This is a genomic window from Lysobacter sp. H21R4 (assembly GCF_015277535.1).
GTDB classification, from domain to species: Bacteria; Pseudomonadota; Gammaproteobacteria; order Xanthomonadales; family Xanthomonadaceae; genus Novilysobacter; species Novilysobacter ciconiae.
On the sequence record NZ_CP063772.1, the window covers coordinates 2,641,226 to 2,659,319 of the forward strand.

Annotated in this window: 9 protein-coding genes; all 9 read left to right on the forward strand. The window is 68.6% G+C overall.

Annotation, left to right across the window (positions count from 1 at the left end; translation table 11 throughout):
* Positions 1-78 precede the first annotated feature (78 nt).
* The 9 genes from INQ40_RS12015 to plsB all read left to right on the forward strand — a co-directional run bounded on the left by INQ40_RS12015 (position 79) and on the right by plsB (position 17,885).
* Positions 79-1,350 carry a nucleoside permease gene (locus INQ40_RS12015; RefSeq protein ID WP_194340613.1) on the forward strand — a complete coding sequence of 424 codons (1,272 nt, stop codon included), beginning with the start codon at positions 79-81 and terminating at the stop codon, positions 1,348-1,350.
* A gap of 22 nt (positions 1,351-1,372) precedes the next feature.
* On the forward strand, positions 1,373-2,329 hold the full coding sequence (locus tag INQ40_RS12020) for a ribokinase (RefSeq protein ID WP_194342561.1): 957 nt from the start codon (positions 1,373-1,375) through the stop codon (positions 2,327-2,329).
* A gap of 44 nt (positions 2,330-2,373) precedes the next feature.
* Positions 2,374-3,372 (forward strand): tRNA dihydrouridine synthase DusB, encoded by a 999-nt coding sequence (gene dusB, locus INQ40_RS12025; protein ID WP_194340614.1) that lies wholly within the window; start codon positions 2,374-2,376, stop codon positions 3,370-3,372.
* A 121-nt stretch (positions 3,373-3,493) separates the two neighbouring features.
* Positions 3,494-4,729 (forward strand): methionine adenosyltransferase, encoded by a 1,236-nt coding sequence (metK, locus tag INQ40_RS12030; RefSeq protein ID WP_194340615.1) that lies wholly within the window; start codon positions 3,494-3,496, stop codon positions 4,727-4,729.
* 556 nt (positions 4,730-5,285) lie between these two features.
* Complete coding sequence (locus INQ40_RS13105) at positions 5,286-11,036, forward strand: hypothetical protein (RefSeq protein ID WP_228482025.1); 5,751 nt, start codon at positions 5,286-5,288, stop codon at positions 11,034-11,036.
* 146 nt (positions 11,037-11,182) lie between these two features.
* Positions 11,183-13,039, forward strand: a complete 1,857-nt coding sequence (locus tag INQ40_RS12075) for a S8 family peptidase (protein ID WP_194340616.1) — start codon at positions 11,183-11,185, stop codon at positions 13,037-13,039.
* A gap of 131 nt (positions 13,040-13,170) precedes the next feature.
* Positions 13,171-14,076, forward strand: coding sequence for an HAD family acid phosphatase (locus INQ40_RS12080; protein ID WP_194340617.1), 906 nt, complete (start codon positions 13,171-13,173; stop codon positions 14,074-14,076).
* Between the two features lie 108 nt (positions 14,077-14,184).
* Positions 14,185-15,114: a hypothetical protein gene (locus tag INQ40_RS12085; RefSeq protein ID WP_194340618.1), complete on the forward strand. Its 930-nt coding sequence runs from the start codon at positions 14,185-14,187 to the stop codon at positions 15,112-15,114.
* Positions 15,115-15,143: 29 nt separating this feature from the next.
* A complete protein-coding gene (plsB, locus tag INQ40_RS12090) occupies positions 15,144-17,885 on the forward strand; it encodes a glycerol-3-phosphate 1-O-acyltransferase PlsB (protein ID WP_194340619.1) in 2,742 nt (913 codons plus the stop codon).
* Positions 17,886-18,094 lie beyond the last annotated feature (209 nt).

The following is an 18,094-nucleotide window of genomic DNA, read 5'->3' on the forward strand; positions in this document are numbered from 1 at the left end:
GCTTCACTACGCCGTCGAATCCCACTACGCTGGCCGATTGCTGCGCGCTGCTGCCGTGCACCCAGAGGAAGCGAACCGGTGAGCCTGAAACTCCGACTGATCCTGCTGAACTTTCTGCAATTCTTCATCTGGGGCTCGTGGCTGCTGACCATCGGTGCCTACTGGTTCCAGAACAAGGGCTGGTCGGGCACCGGCTTCGGCGCGATCTTCTCGACCATGGGCATCGCCTCGCTGTTCATGCCCTCGCTGATGGGCATCGTCGCCGACAAGTGGATCAACGCCGAGCGGCTGTACGGCATCCTCCACCTGTGCGGCGCGGCGGTGCTGTTCTACCTGCCGCAGGTGGACAATCCGCAGACGATGTTCTGGGTGATGCTGCTGTGCATGCTGTTCTACATGCCCACCATCGCCCTGGCGATCACGGTGGCCTACAACGCGCTGATCGTCGACGGCCGCGACGTGGTCAACGACTACCCGCCGATCCGGGTCTGGGGCACGATCGGTTTCATCGTCGCGCTGTGGACGGTCAGCCTGCTGCAGCTGGAGCAATCGGCCGCGCAGTTCTACGTCGCCGCGGGCGCGTCACTGGTGCTGGGCCTGTACGCCTTCACCCTGCCAAAGTGCCCGCCCAAGCTGGGCAAGGGCGAGAAGCGCAGCCTGGTCGACGTGCTGGGGCTGACCTCGTTCCGCCTGTTCCGCGACCGCAACATGGCGGTGTTTTTCGTCTTCGCGATGCTGTTGGGCGCGGCGCTGCAGCTGACCAACGCCTACGGCGACACCTTCCTGCACGACTTCGCCAACGATGAGCGCTTTTCCGGCCTGCTGGCGGTGCGCTACCCGGCCATCATCATGTCGATCTCGCAGGCCTCCGAGGCGCTGTTCATCCTGACCATCCCGTTCTTCCTGAAGCGATTCGGGATCAAGGCGGTGATGACGATGAGCATGCTGGCCTGGTTCCTGCGCTTCGGGCTGTTCGCCTACGGCGATCCGGGCCCGGGCCTGTGGATGATCGTGCTGTCGTGCATCGTCTATGGCATGGCCTTCGACTTCTTCAACATTTCCGGCTCGCTGTTCGTGGAGAGCCAGAGCGATCCGAAGATCCGCGCCAGCGCGCAGGGCCTTTTCATGATGATGACCAACGGCTTCGGCGCCGTGCTGGGCAGCGTGCTCAGCGGCTACATCATCGAGCACTTCTTCACCTATCCCGACCAGAGCAAGAACTGGCACGGCATCTGGATGACGTTCGCCCTGTACTCGCTGACCCTGGCAGTGCTGTTCGTGCCGCTGTTCAAGCACAGACACACCCGCGGCCCGGCGGCCGAACGCGCTGCCGCCCGTCTCGGTGTCTGAGGGCGCCGCGTTGGACACGGCCGTGCCCGCGCAGGTGGTGGTGATCGGGTCGTTCAACATCGACCACGTGTGGGCGCTGCCCGCGTTGCCACAGGTCGGCCAGACGCTGGTCGGCGAGTACCACACCGGGCCGGGCGGCAAGGGCTTCAACCAGGCCACCGCCTGCGCGCGGGCCGGCGCCGCCACCGCGTTCGTGTGCTCGCTGGGATCCGACGCGGGCGGCCAGGTAGCACGGGAACTGGCCGATGCGGACGGGATCGCGCTGCACGTGCAGGCCAGCGTTGCGCCCACGGGCACGGCCGGCATCTACGTCGACGCGCACGGCCGCAATACCATTGTCATCGGCGCGGGCGCGAACGCCTCTCTCGATGTCGACTTCATCGGGGAGCAGTCAACGGCGCTGGCGGGCGCGGCGGTGGTGATCGCACAGCTGGAATCACCCGCCGCGGCGGTGGAAGCCGGATTCCGCCTCGCACGAGATGCCGGCGCGGTGACGGTGCTGAACCCGGCGCCGGCGGATGCCCTGCTCAGCGCCGGGTTGCTCGCGTTGAGCGACGTGATCACACCTAACGAGTCCGAGTTCTGTGCGCAACTGCAGCGCCAGCAGGGTCTGGAGGTCGGCGCCGACACGGTCCCCGGGCTGGACGACGCGCAGTTGCACCGGTATTGCCGCGCCCTGCTGCCCGCCGGCAGCGTGGTCATCACCTTGGGCGCGGCGGGCTGTTTCGTCTCCCACCCGCAGGATCAGTGCCGCGGCGACGACGACGCGCATTACCGCGTCGGCGCTTCGCCAGCAAAGGCGATCGACACCACCGGCGCGGGCGATGCGTTCAACGGCGCACTGGTCGCGTCGATGGCGCAGTTTCCGGCGCGCGCGTTTTCGCGCCATGTCGCCTTCGCGACGTCGTACGCAGGCCGCGCCACCGAACGGCGCGGCGCAGCGGCGGCCATGCCCCGGCAGTCGCCACCGGCGGACTGATTTCGGCGCAAGGCCGACCTTCGGCGCAGCGGTAGAATGGCGCCATGCAGATCGGCGCTTACACGATCGACCCCAAAGTGATCCTGGCACCGATGGCCGGGGTCACCGACAAGCCGTTCCGGGTGCTGTGCAAGCGGCTGGGCGCGGGGCTGTGCGTGTCGGAGATGACCACCTCGGATCCGCGTTTCTGGACGACCAGCAAGTCGCTGCACCGCATGGACCACGCCGGTGAGCCGGCGCCGATCAGCGTGCAGATCGCCGGCACCGTGCCGGCGGTCTTGGCCGACGCGGCGCGCCACAACGTCGACCAGGGCGCGCAGATCATCGACATCAACATGGGCTGCCCGGCAAAGAAGGTCTGCAACGCGTGGGCCGGCTCGGCGCTGATGCGCGAGCCGGCGCTGGTGGCGGCGATCCTCGAGGCCGTGGTCAGCGCGGTCGACGTGCCGGTGACGCTGAAGATCCGCACCGGCTGGGCGGCCGACCACCGCAACGCGCTGGAGATCGCCCGCATCGCCGAGTCGGCCGGCATCGCCGCGCTGGCGGTGCACGGGCGCACCCGCGACCAGCAATACAAGGGGCTGGCGGAGTACGACACCATTGCCGCGGTCAAGGCGGCGCTGTCGATCCCGGTCATGGCCAACGGCGACATTGACTCGCCGCTCAAGGCCGCGCACGTTCTGGACTACACCGGCTGCGACGCGGTGCTCGTTGGCCGCGCCGCGCAGGGCCGGCCGTGGATCCTGCGTGAGATCGCCCACTACCTGGCATCCGGCGAGCTGCTGCCGTCGCCGGGCCTGGGCGAGGTGCGCGACGTGCTGCTGGAGCACCTGCACGATCTGCACGCCTTCTATGGCGAGCGCTCCGGCGTGCGCATCGCGCGCAAGCACCTGGGCTGGTACGCCAAGGATCACCCGGAAAACGCGGCCTTCCGCGCCGTGGTCAACCGCGCCGAGACCGCCGAGTTGCAGCTCCGCCTGACCCGGGACTATTTCGATGCGTTGATTGCGGGCGTCCCCCCGGAACTGTCCGCCGCCGCCTGATCGCGCCGCCCGTATCCGGATTAACGGCGGACAAACCCGGGGGCCGGATCCATGCGCGGCGCGGGCGATGCCTGTATGATTCGCACCCATCCCTCTATCCGAATGCAAGGATATAGCCCTGATGTCCAGCTACCTGTTTACCTCCGAATCGGTCTCCGAAGGCCACCCCGACAAAGTCGCCGACCAGATTTCCGATGCGGTGCTCGACGCCATCCTGACCCAGGACAAGCGCGCCCGCGTGGCCTGCGAGACGATGGTCAAGACCGGCGTGGCGATTGTCGCCGGCGAGATCACCACCTCGGCCTGGATCGACCTGGAGGAGCTGACCCGCAAGGTCATCGTCGACATCGGCTATGACAGCTCGGAAGTCGGTTTTGACGGCGCAACCTGCGGCGTGCTGAACCTGATCGGCAAACAGTCGCCCGACATCGCCGCGGGTGTGGACGGCAGCGACAGGAATCTGAAGAAGCCCGAGGAGCAGGGTGCCGGCGACCAGGGCCTGATGTTCGGCTACGCCTGCAACGAGGCGCCCGAGTTCATGCCCGCGCCGATCTACTACAGCCACCGGCTGGTCGAGCAACAGGCGAAAATGCGCAAGAAGCGCAACTCGCCGATGCCCTGGCTGCGCCCGGACGCGAAGAGCCAGGTCACCCTGCGCTACGACAACGCCGGCCAGATCGCCGGTCTGGATGCGGTGGTGCTGTCCACGCAGCACGATCCAGGCATCAAGCAGAAGGACCTGATCGAGGCGGTACGCGAGCACATCCTCAAGCCCGTCCTGCCCAAGGAGTGGCTGGAGACGCTGCCCAAGAACAAGATCCACATCAACCCGACCGGCATCTTCGTGATTGGCGGCCCGGTGGGCGACTGCGGCCTGACCGGGCGCAAGATCATCGTCGACACCTACGGCGGCATGGCGCGCCACGGCGGCGGCGCGTTCTCGGGCAAGGACCCGTCCAAGGTCGATCGCTCGGCGGCGTATGCGGCGCGCTATGTGGCCAAGAACCTCGTCGCGGCCGGGCTGGCCGACAAGTGCGAAGTGCAGCTGTCGTATGCCATCGGCGTGGCCGAGCCGACCTCGATCTCGGTGACGACCTTCGGTACCGGCAAGCTCAGCGACGACAAGATCGAGCTGCTGATCCGCAAGCACTTCGACCTGCGTCCGTACGGCATCGTCAAGATGCTCGACCTGATCCATCCGGTCTACCAGTCCACCGCTGCCTACGGCCACTTCGGTCGCAAGCCCAAGCTCGTCAAGTACAAGGACTCCGACGGCGCCGAGCACGAGGCGACCGCGTTCTCCTGGGAGAAGACCGATCGGGCTGAAGACCTGCGCAAGGCCGCCAAGCTGAAGTAGCCGCGCGCCAGTCCCAGCCGGACGTCGACACGAAAACGGACCGCATAGCGGTCCGTTTTTTTATGCGTGGAATTCACCCGCGCGATGGGCCGTATTCGACGGGCTGAATCGACCCGCCGGGGGCTGCCGACGTGACGCAGTTCACGGATTACGCGGATCGCGGTCACCTCCGCAAAGTTGCGCATTTCGTCGTGGGTGACTCCCGGGGTCACTTGTTGACGCACCGCACAAAGCTGTACGGACCAACCGCGGAAAACCCTATAACCATGCGCCTTGCGGCCCCTTGGGCTGCCACTGCGGTGGTGAACGCGAAGAATACTGTTCACCACACAGTCATTTTGTGTGCTATCGCTATATCCGATCCGGTCGGAATGTGACGCCAGACGTCATCTCTTCGGATTACGCGCTTGATCACCTTCGCAGGGATCAAGCGCGCGCCGTTTTGGCGGTCGCGCGCCGTTTCTCCAGCTGCGCGATCACAACGCGGCCCTCATGGGGAGCCGGTGCGATGCGCGCAGGGCTCCAAACCTGACGCCCCAACGAGAGAAGACCATCCATGCCCGTCTCGAAGACTCCCAACAGCGCCATCCCGGCCGATGCCAAGCGTCATTCCCTGACCCGTCGTGCACCCCTGTACGCCGCTCTCGCCACCGTGCTGGCGATGAGCTCGACCGGCGTCATGGCCGCGGAAACTTGCAAGACCACCGATCCGGCGAACGGTTCGGTCGCCAGCGGCGCCCAGGCACTGGCCTGCGGCGAGGGCAGCGTCGCCAGCCGCAAGGGCGCCACGGCCATCGGCGCCTACAGCAGCGCAACGGGCAAGGAGGCGACGGCGGTCGGCAACAACGCCAGCGCCTCGAAGGCCTCCGCCACGGCACTGGGAGCCAATTCGTCGGCCAGCGCGAAGAGTGCCACCGCAGTCGGGGCCTCGGCCGACGCCAGTGGCAGCGACTCGATCGCCATCGGTGACTCGGCCGACGCCGAAGGCAGCGGCAGCAGCGCCCTGGGCAGCGGCAGCTACGCCGGCGGTGATGAATCCACGGCACTCGGCTACTTGGCCGAGGCCACGGCGGACAACAGCGTCGCGCTGGGAGCCAACTCCATCGCGGATCGCCAGAACAGCGTCTCGGTCGGATCGACCGGCAACGAGCGCCAGATCACCAACGTCGCCGCCGGTACCGAAGGCACCGATGCGGTGAACCTGGACCAGCTCAACGATGTGGCCGCAGTCGCGGAGGAGACCAACAAATACTTCAAGGCGACTGGTGACAGCGAGGCGATCGTCGATGGCGAGGACGCGGTTGCCGCAGGCAGCAACGCCTACGCCGGCGCCGACTACGCCACCGCGGTCGGCTCCAGCAGCAGCGCCTTCGGCGAAGGCGCCTCCGCGTTCGGCAGCGGCGCCTTCGCATCCGGCGATTACGCCACCGCCAGCGGCTACAACGCCACCGCCACCGGTACCAACAGCCTTGCCAGCGGCAGTGGCAGCCAGGCCACGGGCGAGATCAGCACCGCCGTCGGCTCCGGCGCGGCCGCGCTTGAGGTCGGCAGCACCGCGATGGGTGCCGATGCCCAGGCTTCCGGTGCCTACGCCACCGCCAGCGGCAGCGAGTCGATCGCAGCGGGCACCCAGGCGACCGCCAATGGCTTCCGCAGCGAGGCCGACGGCGATGGCAGCAGCGCCCTCGGGAGTTACTCCAGCGCCTCGGGCTTCCTGTCCTCCGCGATTGGTTACAGCGCCGACGCGTCCGGCGATTACGCCACCGCCGTCGGTATCGGAGCGGCCGCTGCCGGCACCAGCAGCACCGCGGTCGGCGAGTCGGCCGACGCGTCCGGCATGGAGAGCACCGCCGTGGGCGGTACCGCGTACGGATTCATCGCCACCGAAGCCACCGGCGATGGCAGTGCCGCCTTCGGTAACGGCGCCTGGGCCAGCGGCGATGAGAGCACCTCGATCGGCTGGATGAGCAGCGCCGACGCTGACGGCTCCACGGCGCTGGGCGCCGGGGCCTGGGCGGCCGAGCAGGACTCCACCGCGCTGGGCTACGGCGCCTACGCCGATGCAGCCAACAGTGTCGCGCTCGGTGCCGGTTCGGTCGCCGATCGCGAAAACAGCGTCTCGGTCGGTGAGGTCGGCGGCGAGCGCCAGATCACCAACGTCGCCGCCGGTACCGAAGGCACCGATGCGGTGAACCTGGACCAGCTCAACGATGTGGCCGCAGTCGCGGAGGAGACCAACAAGTACTTCAAGGCGACCGGCAGCGACGACAGCGATGCCGGCGCCTACGCCGAAGGAGATGACGCCACCGCCGCCGGCGAAGCCGCCAATGCGATCGGCGATGGCGCTTCCGCCTTCGGTGCCGGCGCCAACGCCATTGCGAACGGTGCCACTGCCGCCGGCTACAACTCGCTGGCCCTTGGCGAGGACAGCACCGCCGCCGGCTCCGGCGCGGCCGCGCTTGAGGTCGGCAGCACCGCGATGGGTGCGGATGCGCAGGCCTCCGGCGCCTACGCCACCGCCAGCGGCAGCGAGTCGATCGCAGCGGGCACGCAGGCGACCGCCAATGGCTTCCGCAGCGAGGCCGACGGCGATGGCAGCAGCGCCCTGGGCAGTTACTCCAGCGCCTCGGGCTTCCTGTCCTCGGCGATTGGTTACAGCGCCGACGCCTCCGGCGATTATGCCACCGCCGTCGGTATCGGAGCGGCCGCTGCCGGCACCAGCAGCACCGCGGTCGGCGAGTCGGCCGATGCCTCCGGCATGGAGAGCACCGCCGTGGGCGGTACCGCGTACGGATTCATCGCCACCGAAGCCACCGGCGATGGCAGTGCCGCCTTCGGTAACGGCGCCTGGGCCAGCGGCGATGAGAGCACCTCGATCGGCTGGATGAGCAGCGCCGACGCTGACGGCTCCACGGCGCTGGGCGCCGGGGCCTGGGCGGCCGAGCAGGACTCCACCGCGCTGGGCTACGGCGCCTACGCCGATGCAGCCAACAGTGTCGCGCTCGGTGCCGGTTCGGTCGCCGATCGCGAAAACAGCGTCTCGGTCGGTGAGGTCGGCGGCGAGCGCCAGATCACCAACGTCGCCGCCGGTACCGAAGGCACCGATGCGGTGAACCTGGACCAGCTCAACGATGTGGCCGCAGTCGCGGAGGAGACCAACAAGTACTTCAAGGCGACGGGTGACAGCGAGGCGATCGTCGATGGCGAGGACGCAGTCGCCGCAGGCAGCAATGCCTACGCCGGCGCCGACTACGCCACCGCGGTCGGCTCCAGCAGCAGCGCACTTGGCGAAGGCGCGTCCGCGTTCGGCAGCGGCGCCCTCGCATCCGGCGATTACGCCACCGCCAGCGGCTACAACGCTTCCGCCCTCGGCAACGACAGCGTCGCCAGCGGCAGCAGCAGCGAGGCTTCCGGCAACTCCAGCGTGGCGGTCGGCGGACGCCGCGCCGTGCTGGATGAGGATGGCAACTCGGTCCTGGATGCCGACGGCAACCCCGTCTACTCCAACACCGTGGCCGCCGCGGACGACAGCACCGCGATCGGTGCCGGTGCCAACGCGTCCGAGACCGGTGCCACCGCCCTGGGTGCAGGTGCCGATGCATCGGCTGCCTACGCGACCGCCAGCGGCAGCGAGGCCGTCGCTTCGGGCCTGCAGAGCACCGCCAACGGCTTCCGCAGCGAGGCCAGCGGCGACGGCAGCAGCGCGATCGGCGGCTACTCCAGCGCGAACAGCTTCCTGTCATCGGCGATCGGCTACGGCGCCGAGGCCAGCAGCGACTACGCCACCGCCGTGGGCGCCAGCGCGTCCGCCAGCGGCGCCGACAGCACCGCGGTGGGCAGTTCCAGCATCGCCAGTGGCACCAACAGTGTCGCCGTAGGTGGTGCCCTGTTCGGGTTCCTCCCGTCGGAGGCGTCGGGCGCCTACTCCACCGCCGTCGGCGGCGGCGCCTGGGCACCGGGCTACAGCACCACGGCCCTGGGCAACGCAGCAATGGCCACGGCCGACAACAGCGTTGCCCTGGGTGCCGACTCGTACGCCGACCGGGAGAACTCCGTCTCGGTGGGCGATGTGGGCAACGAGCGCCAGATCACCAACGTCGCTGCAGGTACCGAGGACAACGATGCGGTGAACCTGGGCCAGCTCAATGCCATCGCCGGTGTCGCCGACGAAACCAGTCGCCTGTTCAAGGCAAGCGGTGAAGGCGAGGCCGTGGTCGATGGGGACGATGCGGTCGCCGCCGGCAGCGACGCCCTGGCCGAAGGTGACTATACGGTCGCAGTGGGCGCCAGCAGCACTGCGATCGGCGAAGGTGCCAGCGCGATGGGCTCAGGCGCCACCGCGCTGGGTGATCAAGCAACTGCCAGCGGCTTCAACGCCGTTGCCGCAGCCGACAGCGCCAGCGCCTACGGTGCCGGCAGTGCCGCGGCGGGCGAAGGGGCCACGGCAACCGGCGCCTACAGCAGCGCCTCGGGCGAGCTCGCCACCGCGACCGGCTCGGAAAGCGAAGCGTCAGGCTACCTGGCCACGGCAACGGGAGCGGGTTCCGTCGCCAACGGTGATGGCGGGGTGGCAACCGGCGCACTGAGCGAGGCATCCGGGGTGGAATCCACCGCGTCAGGCTTCTACAGCGTGGCCAGCGGCGACGCTGCGACCGCACTGGGCGCCGAGGCCTATGCCAGCGGCGTTGAGTCGGCAGCAGTGGGTTTCCTCGCCGAGGCCAGCGGCGACTTCGCCTCGGCAGTCGGCGCGGAGTCGGTCGCCACTGGACTGGCGTCCGCGGCCGTCGGGGCATTTGCCGAAGCCAGCGGCGACTTCACGACCGCGGTGGGCGGGCTTTCCGCAGCAACGGGCTACAACAGCAGCGCACTCGGCAGTGCCGCGGTCGCGGAGGGCGAGGACAGCACCGCACTGGGTTCTGACAGCCTTGCCGAAGCCGACGGCAGTGTCGCCCTGGGCGCCGGCTCCTATGCGGACCGAGCCGATACGGTCTCGGTCGGCAGCAGCGGCAACGAGCGGCAGATCACCAATGTCGCCGCGGGCAGCATGGACACCGACGCGGCCAACATGGCGCAGATGGGCGCCATGGCCAGCGCCCTGGGTGGTGGCGCCGGGTTCTCCGGGGGCGTGTTCAGCGCGCCCAGCTACATGATCCAGGGCAACTCCTACGGCAACGTGGGCGATGCCTTCTCCGCCGTGGATGGCCGCTTGACCTCTTTGCAGAACAGCGTTGACAACTTCACCGGCCCGCAGGGCCCGGCAGGTCCGCAGGGCCCGATGGGTCCAACCGGGCCGACCGGACCGCAGGGCGCGGACGGTCCGACCGGGCCAACCGGCCCCACCGGACCGACCGGTCCGCAGGGTCCCAAGGGTGACAGCATCGTCGGCGATACCGGCCCACAAGGTCCCCAGGGGCCGACCGGCCCAACGGGTCCCACTGGGCCAACGGGCCCGACCGGCCCGCAGGGTCCGGCGGGCCAGGACAGCGACCTCTTCCGTGGCGAGGGCACCGGCCTCGCCATCGGCGAAGGCAGCGTCGCCGTCGACGGGAATGACACCGCCATCGGCAACCACGCTTTCGTCGGCGCTGCCAACAGCACCGCGCTGGGCAACAACAGCAACGTGGATGCCGCCGCGAGCAACGCGGTCGCTATCGGCGCCGACACGGATGTCACCGCCAGCGAAGGCACGGCGTTGGGCCAGGGGGCGGCGGTATCGGCGAAGGGCGCAGTGGCCCTCGGCCAGGGTTCGGTCGCCGACGAAGCCAACACGGTGTCGGTGGGCTCGGCCGGCAACCAGCGCCGGGTGACCAACGTCGCTGCCGGCACCCAGGCCAGCGATGCCGTCAACGTAGGCCAGATGCAGGCCGGCAACGCTGCGACGCTGGATGCGTCGCGCAGCTACACCGACACCACCGCCACGCAGACGCTGAACGCGTCGTACAACTACACGGACACCAGCACGACCAACGCGCTGAACTCGGCCAAGGCGTACACGGACCAGCGCATGACCGTCATCACGGACGACTTCAACATGCTCCGCGGTGAAGTGAACGATCGCTTCTACGAGGTCGACAAGCGCTTCGACCAGATGGGCGCGATGAGCGCGGCGATGTTGAACATGGCCACCAGTGCCGCCGGAGTGCGGACCCAGAACCGGGTCGGCGTGGGTGTGGGCGTGCAGGGCGGCCAGGCCGCGCTTTCGCTGGGCTATCAGCGGGCCCTGTCGGACCGCGCGACGGTCACCTTCGGCGGCGCGATGAGCGGTGACGACACCTCCGTCGGCGCCGGTGTCGGCTTCGGCTGGTAAGGCTGGGGCGTCGCGGGTTCCGGCCCGCGACGCCAGCACCGCATTTGAAAAGCTGCTCCCGCTTAGTTTTTTCTCCTGATCCCGCAACTGTTCCAACCAACTGCTTCGCGCAAGACCTGACAAACACCACAACCAGGAAGAACCAGATGACTCGCAAGAATCCATCGTTCCGCATCAGCCTGCTCGCCACCGCGGTTGCCGTGACCCTCGCCGCCCCCGCAGCGATGGCCGCCAGCTCCACCAAGCTGGAGACCCGTGAGGCGCCCAGCGCCGCCACCGCCGCCGCTTCGGGCGCGCGATTGATCGTCACCTATCGCGACGCGGCAGCCCCCAAATCCGTCAAGCTGCGCACCGTCAACAATGCCGCCGCACGCAGCCGCTCCATGACCTCCGCTTCGGCCCGCACCGGCAGCACGGCGCCGTCGGCGATGCTGATGCGCAAGCTCGCCGTTGGCGCCGACCTGATCCGCCTGGACCGCAAGCTGGGTACCGCCGAGCTCAACAACCTCGTGCGCGAGCTGAAGGCCGATCCGGCGGTCGCCTCGGTGGAAATCGACGAGCTGATGCAGCACACCGGCGTCGCGCGCATCAAGACCGACGTGCAGCCGCAGCTGACCCCCAACGACCCCTACTACGCCCAGTACAACTGGCACCTGCAGGACAATGCGGGCGGCATCCGCGCCCCGTCGGCATGGGACGTTTCCACTGGCGAGGGCGTGGTGGTGGCGGTGATCGACACCGGCATCGTCGAGCATCCCGACATGGACGCGAACATGCTGTTCGGCTACGACTTCATCAGCGACAAGGAGGTTTCCCGTCGTCCCACCGATGAGCGCGTGCCGGGTGCGCACGACTACGGCGATTGGAACGATGATGCCGCCCGCTGCCAGGTCGGCGAGAGCTCCTTCCACGGCACGCACGTCGCCGGCACGGTGGCCGAGCTGACCAACAACGGCATCGGCATGGCGGGTATTGCCCACAACGCCAAGGTGCTTCCGATCCGCGCCTTGGGTCGCTGCGGCGGCTACACCTCCGATATCGCCGACGCCATTGTCTGGGCGGCTGGCGGTGAGGTTCCGGGCGTGCCGACCAACCCCAACCCGGCCGAGATCATCAACATGAGCCTGGGCGGTTCGGGCTCGTGCAAAGCGATCAGCCAGACGGCGATCAACAAGGCCGTCGCCCTGGGCACCACCGTCGTGGTCGCCGCGGGCAACAGCAACTCGGAAGTGGCCAACTTCAGCCCGGCCAGCTGCGACAGCGTGATCTCGGTCGCCGCCGGACGCATCACCGGTGGACGTGCGTCCTACTCCAACTTCGGCGCCAAGATCGACCTGACCGGCCCGGGCGGCGGCGGCGGTGTGGATGGCAACCCCAACGGCTACGTGTGGCAGGCGGCCAACGACTCGCCGACCTCACCCGAAGAAGGCGAGCCCACCTACATGGGCATGGCCGGCACCTCGATGGCGTCACCGCACGTGGCCGGTGTTGCCGCGCTGGTGCAGAGCGCGGTGGTCGCCGCCGGCGGCGCGCCGAAGACGCCCGCCGAGCTGGAGGCGATCCTGGTCCAGAGCGCGCGTGCGTTCCCGGCCACGCCGGACAAGCCGATCGGCAGCGGGTTGCTGGACGCCCCGGCCGCTCTGGCCAAGGCAATGGAAGTCCCGTGTGACCCGGCGGTGGAAGAGTGCGCGCCCGACGCGATCGAGCTGACCAACATGGTTCCGGTCGGCAACCTGTCGGGCACCTCTGGCACCGAGACGCTCTTCAGCTTCGAGGTTCCCGAGGGTACCCGGCTGTTCAACCTGATGACCTACGGTGGCACCGGCAACGCCAGTGTCTATGTCAGCGCCGGCGAGGCGCCCACGGCAGACACCCATGACTTCAAGTCGACCCGCCCGGGCAACAACGAGACCATCCGCGTGAGCAATCCGCCGGCAACCACCTACTACATCCTGGTGACCGGCAGCTACAGCGGCATGACCATCCAGGCGCGCGCGAACTGATGCAGGTGGACTGACGCCACACCTCACAGATGGACCACGACCCCGGCTTCGGCCGGGGTCTTTTTTTACCGGCACGGCCGGTTCTACCGGCTCGGCTACACTGACCCTCCCGTTCATTGCGGTCATTGCCCATGCGCCAATACGTGTCTGCTTCGCCGTTGCTGGGGACGCTCTTGCTGCTCGCAGGCTGCCAGCACACGGCTGCCGTGCCTGACCGGGAGCCGGTCGGTTCCCCCAGCACCGCCAGTTCGGCGGCACCTGCGGCCGACGACAATCTGCATGCGGTCACCTGGATGCAGACCTCGGCGGAGTACCGGGCCAATTCGATGCAGACCTACCGCGCCGCGCTGGCGCAGCTGGATGCCGCGCTGGCCGACCCGCAATGGGATGCCCTGGTACCGGCGGACCGCGTGGTTCCCGCGACCGGCCTCAAGCCGGCGGTGGTGGTCGACATCGACGAGACGGTGCTGGACAACTCGCCCTACCAGGTCCGGCTGATCCGCTCCGGACTCGCCTACGACGACGCGACCTGGGCGCAATGGGTTGCCGAGCAGAGCGCGCGCCCGGTGCCCGGGGCCGTCGAGTTCGCCCAAGCCGCCGATACGCGCGGCATCACCGTGATCTACCTTTCCAACCGCACCCTGGACCAGCGCACGGCCAGTCTGGCCAACCTGCGCGCGGTTGGCTTCCCGGTCGCCGACGAGTCCGTGTATCTGGGCAAGGGCATGCCGGTCGAGGGCTGCCAGCAGGCCTCGGGCAGCGAGAAACACTGTCGGCGGCAGTGGGTCAGCCGCCATTACCGGGTGTTGATGCAGTTCGGTGACCAGCTCGGCGATTTCGTGCAGCCGCGTCCCAACACGCCCCAGAAGCGCGCCGAACTGCTGGAACAGTACGGCCAGTGGTTCGGCGAGCGCTGGTGGATGCTGGCCAACCCCAGCTACGGCGACTGGCAGCCGGCCCTGTTCGAGAACGATTGGAGCCTGCCGCCTGCGGCGCAACGCGCGGCCAAACAGCGTGCACTGGATGCGCGCGACTGATCCAGCCGCGCTTCCTGCTGGCCAAAGGGTGATTCCGCGACCGGCTTGGCTTGTAGGCTCGGCCGTCGGGCTTGAAGATGGCCGATTGCGACTGGGGAGCCGCAACGCATGATCCTGATTCCACGCAGTATTGCCGCGTCCGCGGCGGCAGCCGTGTTGGCCGCAGCGATCTTCGCCGGCGGCTGCAGCCAGCATCCACAAGCCGCGTCCGGTGCCACCACCGGTGACACCCCGGTGGCAGCGGTCAACCAGTTGGTCAAGGACCTGCGCGGCAATGACCTGGTCGCCTACGCCGATCACGCGCTGCCGCCGCAGCTGCATCAGGAGATGGCGATGGCGTGGTCGGAGGGCCGCACCACCTGGCCGCTGTCGGAACTGCCGCTGAGCGAGCAATTGCCGGGCTTCATCATCACCTTGTCCGAACCCGACGCCGAGAAGACCCTGCTGGCCGCCTTTCGCCGCCAGTTCGCCGGCGCCGGACGGGAACTGCGCACTGCCGCCTCGACGCTGGGCCTGTTTGCGGCGCAATACGTGGAGCGCAGCAGCAGCTACAGCGACGCGGAGCGCGAGCACTACGTGCAGCTGATCGTCGCGCTCAGCACCTGGGGGAAAAACGCCCCCCTTGCCGATCCGGCGCTGGCCAAAGCCGCCGTTCCCCAACTGGTCGCCGCCGCCCGCCTGACCGGGCTCGGCCATCCGGGCGCGCTGCGCGAGGCCGGCATGGAGCGCAGCCTGACCCGGCTCGGTCCGTTACTGGCCCGCCTGAAAAGCGTCCTGGACGCGTACGGCCTGGATATCAACGCGACCCTGGATGGCGCCCAGGTGCGCCTGATCGAACAGACCGGAGACACGGCGCATGTCAGTCTGTCCTACCCGTTGGCGGGCGCGACGGTGGATGCGCAGATCGCACTGGAGCGCCGCGACGGTCGTTGGTACCTGAGCCACCTGCTCCGCCACGCCGAGCAGGAGGCGGCGGCTCCTTCCCCTGCAGCCACCCCGGCAGCGCGCGAGGCCCGGTCGAGGCCCCTGCCGCACTGAGCGGCGGTCGCGGCCAGCGAACCGGCATAATGGCGCCGATGCCAAACCAGCCCTCCCTGCCATCCTCCCCGGAGGAGCGAACCGCGTCCGACGACGCGGCGATGACGCACGACGATGTCCCCGGCCTCGAGTCCGCCGGCGAGCGGGCGTCCCCCGGCGCGTTCGAGCCGGGCACGACCCTTGGCGGTGATTCGGAGCCCGCAGATGCCGGGGACGTGCCCGCACCTGTCGTGGCGCGCACCACCGGGCGTCGGCCCTGGTGGGCGCGGATGCTGGGAGGGCTGCTGTCGCCGTGGATTTCCCTGACGGTCGAGCCGGCCAACCCGCTCAGCCATGCGCCCGAACTGGGCGAGAAGCCCGTGTGCTACGTGATCGAGCACTACGGGATGTCCAACGCGCTGATCCTGGACCAGGCCTGCCGCAGCCAGGGCCTGCCCTCGCCGCTGCAACCATTGCCCGGCGACCCGCTGGGTCGAAAGCGCGCCTACGTCGCCCTGTCGCGGCGCAACGCCAGCGCGCTGGGACCGCTGCAGCATCCGCTCAGCCCGCAGCAACCCACCTCCAAGAGCCACTCCACCTCGCTGGCACGCCTGCTGGACGCGCATCGCGAGCACCCGGCGCTGGATGTGCAACTGGTGCCCGTGTCGATCTTCGTCGGCCGTGCGCCGGACAAGACCAGTGGCTGGTTCTCGGTGCTGTTCTCGGAAAACTGGGCGCTGGTGGGCCGCTTCCGCCGCTTCCTGGCGATCCTGCTCAACGGTCGCAGCACCACCGTGCGGTTCGCGCCGCCGATCAGCCTGCGCGGGATCATCGCCGAGGACCTGCCGGCCGAGCGCACCGTGCGCAAGCTCTCGCGCGTGCTGCGCACGCACTTCCGCCGTATCCGCGCCGCGGTGATCGGGCCGGATCTGTCCACCCGGCGCCTGCTGGTGGACAAGGTGCTGGCCACCGACTCGGTCAAGGACGCGATCACCGACCAGGCGCGGCGCGACGACTCCTCCGCCGGCGAGGCGTGGAAGAAGGCCCATGGCTACGCCTACGAGATCGCCGCGGACTATTCCCACCCGGTGGTGCGTTCGGCCAGCTTCCTGCTCACGCCGGTGTGGAACCGGATCTACCGCGGCGTGCTGGTCCACCACCTGGACAAGCTCAAGCAGGTCGCGCCCGGCCATGAAGTGATCTACGTGCCCTGCCACCGCAGCCACATGGATTACCTGCTGTTGAGCTACCTGCTCTACACCCGCGGGATCGTGCCGCCGCATATCGTCGCCGGCATCAACCTCAACCTGCCGGTCATCGGCACCCTGCTGCGCAAGGGCGGCGCTTTCTTCATCCGTCGCAGCATCCGCGGCAGTGCGCTGTATTCCACCGTGCTCAGCGAGTACGTCGCCAAGCTGGTCTCGGGCGGCTACTCGATCGAGTATTTCGTCGAGGGCGGTCGCTCACGCACCGGCCGCCTGCTGCCGCCCAAGGGCGGCATGGTCTCGATGACGGTGCGCGCGTTCCTGCGCCAGCCCACCCGTCCGGTCCTGTTCCAGCCGGTGTACATCGGCTACGAGAAGCTGATGGAAGGCAACAGCTACCTGGACGAGCTGTCGGGCAAGCCGAAAAAGGGTGAGTCGATCTGGCAGTTGCTGGGCGGCATCCCCAAGGTGCTGCGCTCCAACTACGGCCAGGTGGTGGTCAACTTCGGCGAACCGATCAAGCTGGACGAGGTGCTGGTCGCGCACGCGCCCGACTGGGACGGCAAGGCGCTCGGCGATGACGAGAAGCCGGCGTGGCTGTCCGGGGCGGTGGATGCGCTGGCCCAGCGCATCCAGGTCAACGTCAACCGCGCCGCCGACGTCAATCCGATCAACCTGCTGGCGCTGGCGCTGCTGTCCACGCCCAAGCACGCGATGGGCGAAGGCGACCTGCTCGCCCAGATCGCCCTGTCCAAGACCCTGCTGGCCGAGCTGCCCTACTCCGACCGCACGACGGTGACCCCGCACACGCCGGCGCAGATCATCGCCCACGGCGAGGACATCGGCGTGCTGACCCGCACCGCGCATCCGCTGGGCGACGTGCTGCTCGTGGCCGGCGACCAGGCGGTCCTGCTGAGCTATTTCCGCAACAACGTCGTCCACCTGTTCACCGCAACCTCGTGGATCGCCTGCTGTTTCCAGAACAATCGGCGCATGGCGCAGGACAGCGTCCTCCGGCTCGGCCGCAGCGTCTACCCGTTCCTGCAGGCCGAACTGTTCCTGCCGTGGAGCGAGGAGGAGTTCGTCCAGCGGCTGACCCGCACCATCGACGTGTTCGTGCGCGAGGGACTGCTGGAGCGAGTCAACGAGGAGGAAGGCGGCGTGCTGGCCCGCAACGCCGGCCAGACCGATGAGGTCTTCCGCCTGCGCGCCATCGGCCACTCGCTGCAGCAGGCCTTCGAGCGTTACTACATCACCATCTCGGTGCTGGTGAAAAACGGCAGCGGCACGCTGTCCACCGGCCAGCTGGAGAGCCTTTGCCAACTGGCCGCACAGCGCCTGAGCCTGCTGTACGCGCCGGCCGCGCCGGAGTTTTTCGACAAGACGCTGTTCCGCGGCTTCATCCAGAAACTGCGCGAACTCGGCCTGGTGCGGCTGGACGAAAACGCCAAGCTGGTGTTCGACCTGCCGCTGGAAGCCTGGGCGCGCGACGCACGCTTCATCCTGGGGCGCGAGCTGCGTCACAGCATCGAGAAAGTGAGTCCGGAAGCGGCGCGCCCCGACGAGGACGGCGTCGCGCTCGAATGAGTGCGTTCAGCGCCAAGAACCGCTTTGCCGACCGGCCAGCGCAGCGCTAGGATGAGCCGGTAGCGATCGGCACCGTCGCGAGCCGAATGCTGGAAGCACGACGATGTGATGGATTCACCGCGACCCCTGCTTGAGGTTGCTGCCATGTCGAGCCCGTCTCCGGTTCCGTCCTCCCAGGCGCCCGTTCCGCCGCCGCGTGTTCCCGCTCC

Excerpts from the sequence above, each read along its gene's own strand:
- INQ40_RS12080 (WP_194340617.1), top strand. The coding sequence starts at position 13,171 with ATGCGCCAATACGTGTCTGCTTCGCCGTTGCTGGGGACGCTCTTGCTG.
- INQ40_RS13105 (WP_228482025.1), top strand. The coding sequence starts at position 5,286 with ATGCCCGTCTCGAAGACTCCCAACAGCGCCATCCCGGCCGATGCCAAG.
- INQ40_RS12075 (WP_194340616.1), top strand. The coding sequence starts at position 11,183 with ATGACTCGCAAGAATCCATCGTTCCGCATCAGCCTGCTCGCCACCGCG.
- plsB (WP_194340619.1), top strand. The coding sequence starts at position 15,144 with ATGGCGCCGATGCCAAACCAGCCCTCCCTGCCATCCTCCCCGGAGGAG.
- metK (WP_194340615.1), top strand. The coding sequence starts at position 3,494 with ATGTCCAGCTACCTGTTTACCTCCGAATCGGTCTCCGAAGGCCACCCC.
- dusB (WP_194340614.1), top strand. The coding sequence starts at position 2,374 with ATGCAGATCGGCGCTTACACGATCGACCCCAAAGTGATCCTGGCACCG.
- INQ40_RS12085 (WP_194340618.1), top strand. The coding sequence starts at position 14,185 with ATGATCCTGATTCCACGCAGTATTGCCGCGTCCGCGGCGGCAGCCGTG.